Here is a 12,812-nt window from a genome sequence, read left to right on the forward strand (position 1 = left end):
CGCCTCTCGCAATTTCGCCGCGTTGGAAAGGTCAGCCCCGCGCAGAAGCGATCCGGGCGCGGGCGATCTCGTCGGCCACCAGATTGGCGGGGCGATTGTCGACCAGGGAGTGGTCGAGCACCTCGCCCAGGGTCTGGGCCAGGCGGTCCAGCTTGGTCGCGACCCACTGTGGGTCGAACGCAACGCCGGCTTCCAAGGCACGGATTTCGCCGGCCACATTGATGATGCCGCCGCCGTTGATGACGTAGTCAGGCGCGTAGAGAATGCCGCGCTCGAACACCGCCTGGCCGATGGTGGCGTCGGCCAGTTGGTTGTTGGCGCCGCCAGCGATCACCTTGACCTTCAAGCGCGGCAAGGTGGTGGTCGAGATCGCGCCGCCCAGGGCGCAGGGGGCGAAGACGTCGGCGTCGACGTCGAAAATGGCGTCGGTCGGCACGATCTGGGCGCCGGTCGCGGCGGCGACCTGCTCCAAAGCCTGTTGATTGACGTCGGCGATGATCAGTTGAGCCCCCGCAGCGTGAAGCTTTTCGGCCAGATAGGCGCCGACATGGCCGACGCCTTGGATGGCGATCCTCACGCCCTTGAGATCGCGGCCCAGGGCGCGCTGGACGCAGAGGCGAACGCCACGGAACACGCCCTCGGCGGTGACCGGGGACGGATCGCCCGAGGCGCCCGTGTGGCCTTCGAGGCCGGCGACATAGCGCGTGGTCCGGCGGGTGTTGACCAGGTCGGCGGGCGAGACGCCGACGTCCTCCGCGGTCCAATAGCGGCCGGCCAGGCTGTCGACGGCCCGACCGAAGGCTTCGAACAGTTCGGGGGTTTTCTGGCTGCAGGCGTCGCCGATGATCACGGCCTTGCCGCCGCCAAACTGCAGGTCGGCCATGGCGTTCTTGTAGGACATGCCGCGCGACAGGCGCAGGGCGTCGGTCACTGCGGCCTCGCTGCTGCTGTAATCCCACATGCGGCAGCCGCCGGCGGCGGGGCCGCGGGCGGTGGAGTGGATGGCGATGATCGACTTGAGGCCGGATTTTTCGTCAAAGAACGCGTGAACGCCTTCGTGTCCCTCGAAATCCGGGGAATCGAACAAGGTCATGCCGTCAGTCCTGCCCTAGTCAGAAAGTTTGTGCAGCGTGTACGCTTTAGGGCGAGGGGGAACAACCCCTGCCCTAGCCGCCCGAGGACGCAGCCTGCGTCCGCACAACATTGGGCGCGGTCGGCGCGCCGGGGATCGGCGGGGCGCCGGACGGCAGGTCGGCCAGCGGGTCCTTCAGGAAGGAGGCGGCGTCACGCCAGACCACCTCGGCCTGCTTGTCGACCAACAGCAGGTGCCAGCCTTCGGCGTAATAGGCCGAGCGGTCGTCGGGCTTCAGCCGTCGAGCCGCTTCCATGGTCGGCTCCTTGGGAATGATCTGGTCCTTGGCCCCGTAGAAATAGGCGACCGGGACCTGCACCTTGCCGAGCGACGACCAAGCCTTCTCCATAAGTCCGACCAGGCCGTAGAGGGTGTCCGACCGCGCGCCCCAGATCATCAGCGGATCGCGGCTCATCCGGCGCAGTTCGTCGATATTGTCGGTGGGCTGAACGCGCTTGACCAGCCATTCGGGCGGCTTAACCACCCAGCCGCGCGTGGTGTGGGCGGTGATCCACAGGCTGGTCTTGTAGGGCAGAGGCTGGGCCGACCAGCCCCAGACGGCGGGGGCGAACAGCAGGAGGCGGTCGGCGGCGGGCGGCCGATCCGACACCATGGCCGCGATGGCGAGCCCGCCGCCCATGCTGACGCCGGCCAAGGCGACCTTGGCCTCAGGATGGGCCTCGCGGACCAGGGCCACGGCGGTGCGCACATCCTCGACGGAGAGCGCGATCGGCGCCCAGACCCCGCGGTCGGGCGAGCGGCCAAAGCCCCTAATGTCCAGGGCATAGGTCGCGATCCCCTGCGCCGCCCAGAACGGGCCGGCCAGGTGGAAGGCGTTGGAATAGTCGTTCATGCCGTGGAGGGCGACGATCACCTGTCTAACAGGCGTCCCTTCCGGCGGCAGCCAGCGTTGCAGGCCTAGGGTCTGACCATCGAAGCTGACCATGCCGTCGGCCAACAGGCGCGGGCCCCGAAAGCCCAACGAGCCTGGGCCGGCGCGTTGCGTGATGGGGGCGCAGGCGGCCAGGCCCGCGACACAGGCCGCGTTGAGGAGCAGGTTCCGACGGTTCATGACGCCAGAATGCCCGCCACGCGACGGCGAAGATAGGGCGCCACCTCGGCGTCGAACCACGGATTGCGCTTCAGCCAGGCGCTGTTGCGCCACGACGGATGCGGCAGGGGCAACAAGCCGTCGTCGAGATAGTCGCGCCAGGCGCCGACGGTATCGGTCATGCTTCCCCTCATTCGAGAGCCCAGCGCCCAGGCTTGAGCATGGCTCCCGACCAGCAGGGTCAGCTCGACCTGGGGCAGCTCCGCCAGCAGTTGAGGTCGCCACAACGCCGCGCAGCGGGCCGGAGGCGGGTAGTCGCCGCCCTTAGGACTGGTCCCTGGAAAGCAGAAAGCCATGGCCGCGACGCCGATCTCTGGCCGGCCATAGAAGGTCTCGCGGTCGATCCCCATCCAGTCGCGCAGGCGGTTTCCGGAGGGGTCGTTGAACGGCAACCCCGTCTCGTGCACCAGCCTCCCCGGAGCCTGGCCGCAGATCAGCAGTCGCGTGCCCTGGGCGACCCGCACGACGGGTCGCGGGGCGTGCGGAAGATACGGCGCGCAGGCCCGGCAGGCGGCGATGTCAGCGAGAAGGGCGTCTAGTGGCATGGACGGGAGTTAGGCGCGCCGCGCCATCGCACAAGCGCGACTGGACGACCGAGGGCGTGTGGCGCGTGGGTCCTATTCCTCGCCGCCGCCGTCGATCGCACCGTCGTCCACGACATCCTCGAAGCTGGTGGGATCGCCTTCCATCCGCATCCGCAGGCGATAGACGCCGCGAAACTTCTCCGGGTTCACCGGCTTGTTGTGGCGCAGGATGACGATCCTGCCCTCGCGGGCCAGTTCGATGGCGTTGGTGCGGACATGGCCCAGTAGGCGCTGCCAGCGCACGGGCTCGACGGTCTTGGCGACCGACATCGGGTCTATCGACTTGCCCGCCGCCACGGCGGCCAGTTGCGACAGGATGGTGTCTTGGATCGGGGAGGATGGTGGGATCGGATCGCTCATGGGCGGAGGGATGCCACGAATCTGTCAGCAGCGCGAGCGTGGCCGCTTGCCTCCGGCCCAGGCCGGCCTTAGGTCCTCAAAGACAACGCAAGGGGCACGGTCAATGGACGGCGGCAACGAAATCTGGGACGGACCCAAGCCAGTGACCGACGGCGAATGGGCCGGCTGGCGCACCTGGGCCGGCATGGACGCCTTCGAGGACCAGACCGGGCCCTTCTACTTCAGGGAAGAGAACGGCGTGGTCCGCAGCGCCTTCCGCGCCGAGGCTCGCCACATGAACGGCGGCGGATTCATGCACGGTGGCTGCATGATGACCTTCGCCGACTATTCGCTGTTCTCGATATCCTGGGCGCATCTGAAGGACGTGCGGGCCGTCACGGTCAGCCTGAACGGCGAGTTCCTCGGCCCGGCGCGGACCGGCGACCTGGTGGAATCGATAGGCGAGGTCACCAAGGCTGGCGGTTCGCTGCTGTTCGTGCGCGGGCTGATTTCGACGGGCGGTTCGCCGATGCTGAACTTCTCGGGCGTGATCAAGAAGATCAGGCCGCGCTGAGCCTCTACACCCCCGACTTGGCCGCAGGCCGCGCCATCATCGCCGCCAGCCAGCGGTTCAGATTGATCAGCTCTGGATCGGGCTGGAAACGCACCATCCGCGCGAAGTCGATGCCGGTGGCGGCTAGGATGTCGGCCATGGTCACCCGATCGCCGGCGATGAATTCGCTCTCCGCCAAGCGACGGTTGAGCATCTTCAGGCCCTTCTCGGCTGTGGCGCGGCCGTTGGCGGCCAGTTCGGGAACCTGGGTCTCGATCGCCGCAAGGGCCGGATGGGCATGGCGCACGGACATCATCAACGGCGTGGCGACCAGCATCTCTGCGCGCCGCGACCACATCTCGATGACGGCGACCTCGCAGGCTTCCTCGCCGAACAGATTGGGCTCTGGATAGACGCTTTCCAGATAGCGGCAGATGGCCACCGACTCGGTGATCGTCTGGCCGTTGTCCATCTCGAGGGCCGGCACGTTGGGCAGTCCGGCCCTGGCCAGGTACTCCGGCTGGCGGTGCTGACCGCCGAAGATATCGACATCGACGATCTCGATGTCCTCGATGGCCTTCTCGGCCATGAACCAGCGAACGCGGCGAGGATTGGGGGCGCGGCGGCTGTCATAGAGCTTCAAAAGAAATCCTCCCGGCTTTTGACCGGGAGGATGCTTTAGTTCCGCCTAGGAAGGAAAGGCCCTTACAACCCGAACCAGGCCCGCGGCATCAGGCCGATCAGCGAACCGGTCAGGCAGGTGGCCAGGAAGCCGGCCATCATCGCCTTCCAGACCAGGCCCAGCACCTCTTGTCGACGCTCTGGCACCAGCACCGAGAAGCCGGCGACGTTCATGCCGACAGAGCCGATGTTGGCGAAGCCGCACAGGGCGTAGGTCATGATGATCCGCGTGCGGGGATCCAGCAGTTCCGGCCCGGTCTTGGCCAGCTGGATGAAGGCCGTAAACTCAGTGAGGATCAGCTTGACGCCCAGCAGGCCGCCGGCGCTGCCGGCTTCCTTCCAGGGGATGCCCATCGACCAGGCCAGGGGCGCGAAGACCACGCCCAGCACCCGGGCGATGCTCAGATGCTCGCCCCCCACCATGGGTAGGGCGAACAGGATCTTGTCGACCATGGTGGCCAGGGCGATGAAGACGATCAGGGTGGCGCCAACGTTCAGCGCGATCTGCAGCCCGTCGGTGGTGCCCTTCATCACCGCGTCGATCGAGCTGCCATAGGTCTTGTCTTCCTCGGCCAGGTCCAGGTCTTCGGACTTCTCGCTGGGATCGCCGGGCACCATGATCCGGGCCAGGAGCACCCCGGCCGGGGCCGAGATCAGCGAGGCGGCCAACACGTGGGCGGCGGCGTTGGGCAAGACGTCGTGCAGGATGGTGGCGTAGGCCACCATGGTCGAGCCCGAGACGCAGGCCATGCCGACCGCGATCAGCATGAACAGCTCCGAGCGGGTCAAACGCTCCAGATAGGCGCGGATGAAGATGGGTCCTTCGATCTGGCCCATGAAGATGGTGGCGGCGGTGGCCAGGGCCGGCGGGCCGCGCAGGCCCAGTGTTTTCTGAAACAGAAAGCCCAGGCCCTTGGCCATCAGCTTCAGAATGCCCCAGTGCCACAGCAGCGCCGACAGGGCGCAGACCACCAGAATCACCGGCATCACGCGGAAGGCGAACAGGAAGCCAGCGCCGGGATTGGTCTCGGCATAGGGCGGCGTCGTGCCCGACAGATAGCCGAACACGAAGTTGGTGCCGGCCTGGGTCGACGAAGCCAGCCCCTCGACGGCGCCATTGACGCCCTGCAGCGCGTTGCGGGTCGCGGGCAATTTGAACAGTACGAAGACCAGGATCAGCTGGATGGCGATGGCGCAGACAGCCAGCACGAACGGGAAGCGCTTGCGGTTCTCGGAGACGAGCCAGCAAAGGCCGAGGATCAGCGCCACGCCCGCCAGGGCTTGGACGTTCTCGGGAAGGAAGATCAAGACTGAGGACCTTAACTGATGCGGCGACGCCCCCGCGACGCCGTCCAAGGGGCCAAATGACTATGATTAAGCGACGGGGCGCAAGCGCTATGCGCGGAGAACCGTAGGGGCCGAGCGTTCTGCTCGCCCCTCGGGCGCGGGGCCTTAGGCGGCGATGTCGACCGAAGTCGCTTAGGAGGTGGTCGAACTGCTCAGGTTGCTGGTCAGTTGGGCCAACAGTTTCTGCATCAGGTCCGACGCGTCGCTGGAGACCTCCGAGCCCAGCTTGTCGAAGGACGAGGTCAGGCTCGTGGCCAATTCGCTGGCCGAGACCACGCCGTCGCCGTTCAGGTCGGCGGCGTCGGTCGAGGTCGAGGTCGAGGCCTGTGTGCTGGCGCTGGAGTCGTCGCTGGGCGGCGGACCGTGCGGGCCATGCGGGCCACCCTGCGGCTTCATGGCCTGGAACTCGCTGAGCGAAAGCGAGCCATCGCCATCCGAATCGCTCTCGGCGAGCATGTTCGCCGCCATGTCAGTGGCGCTGGGCGCATCCGATGGCAGGTCCTTGGGCGCGTGGGCGGCCATGGCGATCGACAGTTCATCGGCGGTGACCGTGCCGTCGCCGTCGCCGTCGGCGTCGGCGTCGGCGGCCATCGAGGCGGCGCGGTCGGTCTGGCTGGTCTGCTGGGTTGAAAGCAACGACGCTGATGTGTCGGCGCTGAAACCTTGACTTGACGAGGACCAGCCCTGCATCGGCGGCGGCAAACCGTTCTAGCCGCGGGTCGGCATGTTCTGTCCGGTGGCCTGGAACGGGCTGGAGGCGTCGTCGTCATTGGCGGTTTGGGAGGACGCAGCCGCTCTGGCCTGCAGCAGTTGCTGCAATAGCGAGGAAGACCCCACGGTGGAGATGGTCATCATGCTCTCCTTGCGATGAGAGCGCCGGCCCCTGCGCCGCACGCCCGCGCCGGATTCGCCGACGCGGTCGTTCGATATGCGAAAAACATGCCGTTTTTCAATTTGTTACGCCACCGATACAAAGCTCGCCCTCGACGCGACAACCGGCCTAAGGGGCGCGGCGCCGCGTATCGACAGCTTCGGCGCGAGGCCGCCAAATCGTGCAAACCGGCGGTCGCGGAACGCGCTTCGCTCGCCTTACCTCGATTTAACTTGGCCGCTTGAAGATCGCCGTCCATTGCTGCAACCCTTGATTGGGGTGGAGCGTAGCGCGCATGTCGTTGGCCTTGGCCACACTGTTGTACGAGTGGCGTAGATACATGGCGGCTGTTGTCGCCCTGGCGTTCTCCGGCTTGCTGGTGTTGGCCCAGGTCGGCATCTTCGTCGGCATCGGCAAGGGCTTCACCGCCCAGATCGACCGCTCCCGCGCCGACATCATGGTGTTGGGCCCCGGCGCCAAGGCGTTGTTCGGCGGCCCTTCTGGCCTGCCTCGGCGGATGATCCCCCTGGTCTACAGCCACCCCGAGGTCGTTCAGGTCGCGCCCCTCGACGGCTCCGGCGGCCGTTTCCAGAACATCCTGTCGCCCGAGGACCAGGCCAAGGCCGACGCCCGCGCCAAGCAGGCCGCCAAGGGCGGAAACAAGGTCGCTGGCGGCGGTCGCAAGAGCGAGTTCGTCAACGTCACGGTGATCGACGCGATTCCGGGCTTCGTCACCGTGCCGACCGACTATAGCGAGACCATGATCGAGGCCCTGCGCCAGCCGTTCGCGGTTGCGGTCGATCAGACCGCTCTCAAGCGCCTGGGGGTCAAGAAGGGCGACAAGGCCATCTACAACGGCAAGACCGTCACCATAGGCGTGGTCACCACCGGCTATCCCAACATTATCCAACCGACGCTGGTGATGTCGCGCGACACCCTGCGGATGTTGGGCGAGGCCGACACCGGCCAGCGCGTCGGCCCGCTGATGGTGCAGATCCGCGATCCGGCCCGCTCCGAGATCGTCGCCGCCCAGCTCAACAAGAAGGGCGACGGCCAGTTTCGCGCCTGGACCCGCCAGGAACTGGCCGACGCCAATTCCGGGGCCATGCTCGACGACCAGATCATCGGGATTATCCTGGGCTTCTCGGCCTTCCTGGGCCTGCTGATCGGGGTGGTCATCACCTGGCAGACCCTGCGCGGCGCGATCATGGCCAATATCAAGGAGTTCGCCTCGCTTCGCGCTCTGGGGGTGTCGATCGGCGACCTGCGTAACATCGTCCTGGAGCTTAGCTTCTGGGTCGGGATCGTCGGCGTGTTCGCCTCCGCCCTGCTGACCTGGCTGGTTTCGCTGGTCGCCACGGCCGGCGGCGTGCCGATGTCTTTCCCACCCGTATTGGTCGGCGTGGTCGCGGTGTTCCTGATCCTGATCGCCATGCTGTCCGGCTTCCTGTCGCTGGGCGTCCTGAAGAACAGCCAACCTGCGGACCTCCTGCGATGATCGCCGATCACAGCCACAAGCGCGGCGAGAGCGCCCTCTCGGCCACGCAACTGGTCAAGCGCTTCAAGACCGGCCGCACCTTCATCGAGGTGCTCAAGGGCGTGGATTTCGACGCCAAGCATGGCGACGTGACCATGGTCATGGGGCCGTCGGGCTCGGGCAAGTCGACCCTGGTGGCCGCCCTGTCGGGCCTGCTTCGTCCCGACGAGGGCAAGGTCTCGGCGCTAGAGGCCAAGGATCTGTGGCAGCTGCCGGCGGGCAAGATCGACAAGTTCCGCCTCGATCACTGCGGCTTCATCTTCCAGGGTTTCAACCTGTTCCCCGCCCTCACCGCCAAGCAGCAAGTGATGACGGCCCTGAAGTACCAGGGTGTCGGCAAGGGCGAATGCGCCCGCCGCGCCCAGGCGGCGCTGGAAGAGGTGGGCCTTGGCCCGCGCGTCAACCAGCGGCCGTCGGAACTGTCGGGCGGCGAGAAGCAGCGCGTCGCCATCGCCCGCGCCCTGGCCAAGAACCCCAACCTGATCTTCGCCGACGAGCCCACCTCGGCGCTAGACGGGAAAAGCGGCGAGATCGTCATCCGCCTGCTGCGCGCCGCCGCCACCGATCGCGGCGCGGCCGTGATCTGCGTCACCCACGACCCGCGGCTCGAGGCCTATGCCGACCGCGTCATCCACATCGAAGACGGCCGGATCCTGGACGACGTGCGTAGAACGCCCGACGCCAATCCCGCGCCGCTTAGCCACTGACTTTCTGGGGAAACTGCCAAATGCCCGCGTTCCTGCGTCGTCCCGCCTTCTGGATCGTCATCGTGCTCATCGCCGCCGTGGTCGGCGGCGTGTTCTTCATGAAGGGCCAGGCGGCGGAGAAGAAGAAGAAGCTCGAGATCGCCGCCGCCCAGGAGGAGCCCAGCCCCTACGGCGCCATCGCCAACGGCAAGGCTGACGTTGAGGGCGGAATCATCCAGGTGGCCGCGCGCCGCCAGGGCATCGTCCGAGAGGTGTACGTGCAGGAAGGCCAGGACGTGGTCGCCGGCCAGCCCTTGGCCAAGCAGGAAGACGACGACGCCCGCCTGGCCGCCGCCACCGCCGAGGCCGGCCTGGCCTCGGCCCGCGCCCAGATCGCCGTCTATCAGGTGCAGTTGCGCACCGGCCAGCGCGAATTCAAGCGCTTGCAGACCCTGTCGACGGCCAATTTCGTGGCCGGCCAGCGGCTCGACGCGGCCCAGGACCAGATCGCCGCGGCCAACGCCAACATCGCCGCCCAGCAGGCCGCCATCCAGGTGACCTCCGCCCAGTTGGCCCAGGCCCGCTACAACCAGGAACTGACGGTGATCCGCGCCCCGGCGAACGGCCGCATCGCCCGCCGCTACGCCAATCCCGGGGCCGGCGTCTCGACCCTGAACGTCACTCCGATGTTCGACCTGGAACCGCAGACCGCCCGCATCGTCCGCGCCGAGATCGTCGAGGCAGACATCCCTAATGTCGCCGTCGGCCAGGAGATCGAGATCCAGCCCGAGGGCGATCCCACCAAAACCTATGTCGGCAAGGTGCTGCGACGAGCCGTCGTGTTCGGGGCGCGCAAGCTGTCCTCGGACGACCCCAGCCAGCGCAGCGACGAGCGCGTGGTCGAGGTGGTTGTCACCGCCGACGGCGCCCCGCTGTTGGTCGGCCAGCGCGTGCTGGTCAAGTTCATGAAGCCGGGCCAAAAGGCCGGCATCAAGCGCGACCAGCCTAAGCCGCCGGTGGCCGGGGGCGAAAAGCAGAAGGCGTAGCGCGCGGTGCGTCCTTCGAGGCTCGGCTTCGCTTCGCACCTCAGGATGAGGAATCCAGAGCAACAGCGCTCCTCATCCCGAGGCGCCCGCACAGCGGTCCCTCGGAGGACACGCCTCTCTTGACGCTCTGTCTCTCGCGCCGCACAAACGCGCCAAACCAAACACGCGTTTGAGGGAGATACGAACATGGCGGACGACATCCGGTTCGACGGTCAGGTGGCGATCGTGACAGGGGCCGGCGGCGGCCTGGGCCGACAGCATGCGCTGGAGCTGGCGCGGCGCGGCGCCAAGGTCGTGATCAATGATCTGGGCGGCAGTGTCGATGGTTCGGGCGGCTCATCTGACGCGGCCCTGAACGTGGTCAAGGAAATCGAAGCCGCGGGCGGCGAGGCCATCGCCCATGGCGCTTCCGTTACCGACGACGCCGGCGTCGCTGATCTTGTGAAGACCACGATGGAAAAGTGGGGCCGGATCGACATCCTCGTCGCCAACGCCGGCATCCTTCGCGATCGAACCCTGACCAAGATGGAGCTGGCCGACTTCGAGGCCGTGATCCAGGTCCATGTGTTCGGCACCTTCAAGCCTATCAAGGCCGTGTGGGACATCATGAAGGCCCAGAACTACGGCCGCATCGTCGTCACCACCTCGTCCTCGGGCATGTATGGCAATTTCGGCCAGAGCAATTACGGCGCGGCCAAGATGGCGGTTCTGGGCCTGATGAACACGCTGAAGCTGGAAGGCGCCAAGAACAACATAAAGATCAACGCCATCAGCCCGGTCGCCGCCACCCGCATGACCGAAGGTTTGATGCCGCCCGAAGTGCTGGAGAAGCTGAAGCCGGAATATGTGACGCCGGGTGTCGTCTATCTGGTGTCGGAAGACGCCCCGACGGGCGCGATCCTGACCGCCGGCGCCGGCGCCTTCGCCCTGTCGCGGATCTACGAGACCGAAGGCGTCTATCTGGGTGAAGGCGGATTGTCGGCCGAAGAAGTGCGCGACTGCTGGGGCCAGATCGCCGCAGAGGATGGCCAGAAGGCCTATTTCAACGGCGGCGAACAGGGCCAGAAGTTCTTCCGCAAGATGGCTGGCGGGTAGGTTAGCTTGAGCTTAAGTTGAATAGGGCGCGATTGTGGCCAAGGAACAGCCCCCTACGGCTAGCCACATCGCGCCTTTTCCAGGCAACTATGGCACTTTCTGACATAACGACGAAATAAGTAACGGCTTTAAAGTCAGGCGTTCTTTGAACGCAGGGCACAAAATTCATTGTTACAGGAATAAATAGCAACGGTTTTTGACTAAATGCGTTAGAGCGACGCCAATCGGCGCCATCCAAGGACGCCGGCTCTTCCTCCCCAGAAGGTCGTCTCATGTCTCTCTCGCGTACTTGCCTCGCCGCCGGCGTGGCCCTTGCCGCCATGGTTGTCGCCTCCCAGGCCTCGGCTTCGGCATTCTATCTCCAGGAACAATCGGTGCGTGGCGCCGGTCGCGCCTATTCGGGCGAGGTCGCCGACCGCGGCGCCGCCAGCCTCTGGTGGAACCCCGCCGCCATCGCCGGTCTCGAACAGAGCGAGATCTATGGCGGTCTGCACCTGATCCAAGTCGATTCCGACGTCAATGACAGCGGCTCGACCCTGACCCGTCCCGTGATCCCCGGCGGCCTGACCACCCCGGTCGGCGGCGAGCCGCGTTCGCCTGGCCCGATCAACAACGGCGTCGTGCCCAACTTCGCCGCGGCCTTCCGCATCACCGACAAGCTGGCCGTCGGCCTGACCGCGGCCGCGCCCTACAACTTCACCACCGACTACAACACCCGCAGTTGGACCCGCTACGACGCCCTGAAGTCCAGCCTGACCACGATCGACGTCAATGGTGCGGTGGCTTATCGCCTCAATGACATGCTCGACCTCGGCATGGGTGTTTCGGCGCAATATACCGACGCCGAACTGACCTCGGCGCTGCCGAACCTGTCGCCCCTGCTGGCCGATGGCTCGTCATCGCTGAAGGGTGATGGCAATTGGGATTACGGCTGGAACGTCGGCGCCCAGTTCCACGCCTCGCCGGCCCTGACCTTCGGCGCGTCGTACCGCTCGAAGATCGATCACAAGCTGGATGGCCACGTCGTGGTCTCGGGCTTGGTGGGTCCGCTGGCCGGCGCCAATGTCAACACCGACGGTAAGGCCACGATCACCACGCCGTGGATGGCCAATGTCGGCGCCCGCTGGGCGGTAAACGACAAGACGACCCTGAACCTGTCGGTGTCGCGCATCGGCTGGAGCGAGTTCGACAAGATCGTCGTCACCTATCCGAGCGGCGGCAATGTCAGCGCCCAGAACTACAAGGACACCACCACGGTGGCGGTCGGCGTCGACTACCAGGCTTCGCCGAAGCTGACCCTGCGGGCCGGCGTGCAGTACGACCCGACCCCGACCCCGGACTTGGGCCGCACCGCCCGCGTACCGGACGGCGACCGGATGGTCTATGCCACCGGCGCCACCTGGCAAGCGACCCCGTCCATCAAGTGGGATGCGGCCCTGTCGTACATCACCTTCGAAGACACCAAGATCAACCGCACCGAAACGATCTTCGCCGGCACTGCGGCGGCGACGACCTTGAACCTCAGGGGCGACGTCGGCGGTTCGGCGGCGGTCATCTCGACCGGTTTGCGCTACAGCTTCTAAGCTTGGCCTGATTGGCTAGAACGCGGCCGCCCAGAGCAACCCGGGCGGCCGTTTTTCTAAGTCCTCCCTCTCGGGGGGGAGGTGTCGGCGAAGCCGACGGAGGGGGGAGCTATCGGCAGATAATGTGACGCCCCAACACTCCCCCCACCGGCCTTCGGCCGCCTCCACCATAGGGGGACGTGGAGATCAGCCCTGCCCGACAGTGGTCCACAATGCCCGCGCCGCCTCGGTGAACGCCCTGGCCGCC

General features: G+C 66.4%; 14 protein-coding genes and 1 pseudogene. 6 read left to right on the forward strand and 9 right to left on the reverse strand.

Annotated features, from left to right (window positions below):
• Nucleotides 1–31: 31 nt before the first annotated feature.
• The 4 genes from ACP7AG_RS12605 to ACP7AG_RS12620 all read right to left on the reverse strand — a co-directional run bounded on the left by ACP7AG_RS12605 (nucleotide 32) and on the right by ACP7AG_RS12620 (nucleotide 3,187).
• Nucleotides 32–1,093: a Leu/Phe/Val dehydrogenase gene (locus tag ACP7AG_RS12605; RefSeq protein WP_426031170.1), complete on the reverse strand. Its 1,062-nt coding sequence runs from the start codon at nucleotides 1,091–1,093 to the stop codon at nucleotides 32–34.
• A gap of 73 nt (nucleotides 1,094–1,166) precedes the next feature.
• Nucleotides 1,167–2,204 carry an alpha/beta fold hydrolase gene (locus ACP7AG_RS12610; protein WP_426031172.1) on the reverse strand — a complete coding sequence of 346 codons (1,038 nt, stop codon included), beginning with the start codon at nucleotides 2,202–2,204 and terminating at the stop codon, nucleotides 1,167–1,169.
• On the reverse strand, nucleotides 2,201–2,788 hold the full coding sequence (locus ACP7AG_RS12615; RefSeq protein WP_426031174.1) for a uracil-DNA glycosylase family protein: 588 nt from the start codon (nucleotides 2,786–2,788) through the stop codon (nucleotides 2,201–2,203). Before ACP7AG_RS12615 ends, ACP7AG_RS12610 begins: the two co-directional genes overlap by 4 nt.
• Nucleotides 2,789–2,860: 72 nt before the next feature.
• Complete coding sequence (locus tag ACP7AG_RS12620) at nucleotides 2,861–3,187, reverse strand: DUF3253 domain-containing protein (RefSeq protein WP_426013389.1); 327 nt, start codon at nucleotides 3,185–3,187, stop codon at nucleotides 2,861–2,863.
• 103 nt (nucleotides 3,188–3,290) lie between these two features.
• Between ACP7AG_RS12620 and ACP7AG_RS12625 the strand changes: the two genes are divergently transcribed.
• Nucleotides 3,291–3,740 carry a PaaI family thioesterase gene (locus tag ACP7AG_RS12625; protein ID WP_426031176.1) on the forward strand — a complete coding sequence of 150 codons (450 nt, stop codon included), beginning with the start codon at nucleotides 3,291–3,293 and terminating at the stop codon, nucleotides 3,738–3,740.
• 4 nt (nucleotides 3,741–3,744) lie between these two features.
• Here ACP7AG_RS12625 and ACP7AG_RS12630 read toward each other — a convergent pair whose 3' ends face one another.
• The 4 genes from ACP7AG_RS12630 to ACP7AG_RS12645 all read right to left on the reverse strand — a co-directional run bounded on the left by ACP7AG_RS12630 (nucleotide 3,745) and on the right by ACP7AG_RS12645 (nucleotide 6,599).
• Complete coding sequence (locus tag ACP7AG_RS12630; RefSeq protein WP_426031178.1) at nucleotides 3,745–4,362, reverse strand: glutathione S-transferase family protein; 618 nt, start codon at nucleotides 4,360–4,362, stop codon at nucleotides 3,745–3,747.
• A gap of 62 nt (nucleotides 4,363–4,424) precedes the next feature.
• Entirely contained in the window at nucleotides 4,425–5,705 is a 1,281-nt protein-coding gene (locus ACP7AG_RS12635; RefSeq protein WP_426013787.1) for a NupC/NupG family nucleoside CNT transporter, read from the reverse strand.
• A gap of 174 nt (nucleotides 5,706–5,879) precedes the next feature.
• The gene (locus tag ACP7AG_RS12640; protein ID WP_426031180.1) at nucleotides 5,880–6,383 is read right to left on the reverse strand and encodes an EF-hand domain-containing protein; all 504 of its coding nucleotides are present in this window, start codon (nucleotides 6,381–6,383) and stop codon (nucleotides 5,880–5,882) included.
• A 72-nt stretch (nucleotides 6,384–6,455) separates the two neighbouring features.
• Entirely contained in the window at nucleotides 6,456–6,599 is a 144-nt protein-coding gene (locus ACP7AG_RS12645; protein ID WP_426031182.1) for a hypothetical protein, read from the reverse strand.
• Nucleotides 6,600–6,913: 314 nt separating this feature from the next.
• Here ACP7AG_RS12645 and ACP7AG_RS12650 point away from each other — a divergent pair, with 314 nt between their 5' ends.
• The 5 genes from ACP7AG_RS12650 to ACP7AG_RS12670 all read left to right on the forward strand — a co-directional run bounded on the left by ACP7AG_RS12650 (nucleotide 6,914) and on the right by ACP7AG_RS12670 (nucleotide 12,565).
• Nucleotides 6,914–8,116 carry an ABC transporter permease gene (locus ACP7AG_RS12650; protein ID WP_426013397.1) on the forward strand — a complete coding sequence of 401 codons (1,203 nt, stop codon included), beginning with the start codon at nucleotides 6,914–6,916 and terminating at the stop codon, nucleotides 8,114–8,116.
• Nucleotides 8,113–8,862, forward strand: coding sequence for an ABC transporter ATP-binding protein (locus ACP7AG_RS12655; RefSeq protein WP_426013399.1), 750 nt, complete (start codon nucleotides 8,113–8,115; stop codon nucleotides 8,860–8,862). Before ACP7AG_RS12650 ends, ACP7AG_RS12655 begins: the two co-directional genes overlap by 4 nt.
• A gap of 20 nt (nucleotides 8,863–8,882) precedes the next feature.
• Nucleotides 8,883–9,887, forward strand: a complete 1,005-nt coding sequence (locus ACP7AG_RS12660; protein WP_426031184.1) for an HlyD family secretion protein — start codon at nucleotides 8,883–8,885, stop codon at nucleotides 9,885–9,887.
• 186 nt (nucleotides 9,888–10,073) lie between these two features.
• Nucleotides 10,074–10,982: an SDR family NAD(P)-dependent oxidoreductase gene (locus ACP7AG_RS12665; RefSeq protein WP_426031186.1), complete on the forward strand. Its 909-nt coding sequence runs from the start codon at nucleotides 10,074–10,076 to the stop codon at nucleotides 10,980–10,982.
• A gap of 272 nt (nucleotides 10,983–11,254) precedes the next feature.
• Entirely contained in the window at nucleotides 11,255–12,565 is a 1,311-nt protein-coding gene (locus ACP7AG_RS12670) for an outer membrane protein transport protein (RefSeq protein ID WP_426031188.1), read from the forward strand.
• A gap of 62 nt (nucleotides 12,566–12,627) precedes the next feature.
• Here ACP7AG_RS12670 and ACP7AG_RS12675 read toward each other — a convergent pair.
• Nucleotides 12,628–12,729, reverse strand: a pseudogene (locus ACP7AG_RS12675) (hypothetical protein); the annotation flags it as partial.
• Nucleotides 12,730–12,812: the final 83 nt, after the last annotated feature.

Origin of the sequence: Caulobacter sp. DWP3-1-3b2 (genome assembly GCF_049896325.1) — a bacterium.
Lineage (GTDB): Bacteria > Pseudomonadota > Alphaproteobacteria > Caulobacterales > Caulobacteraceae > Caulobacter.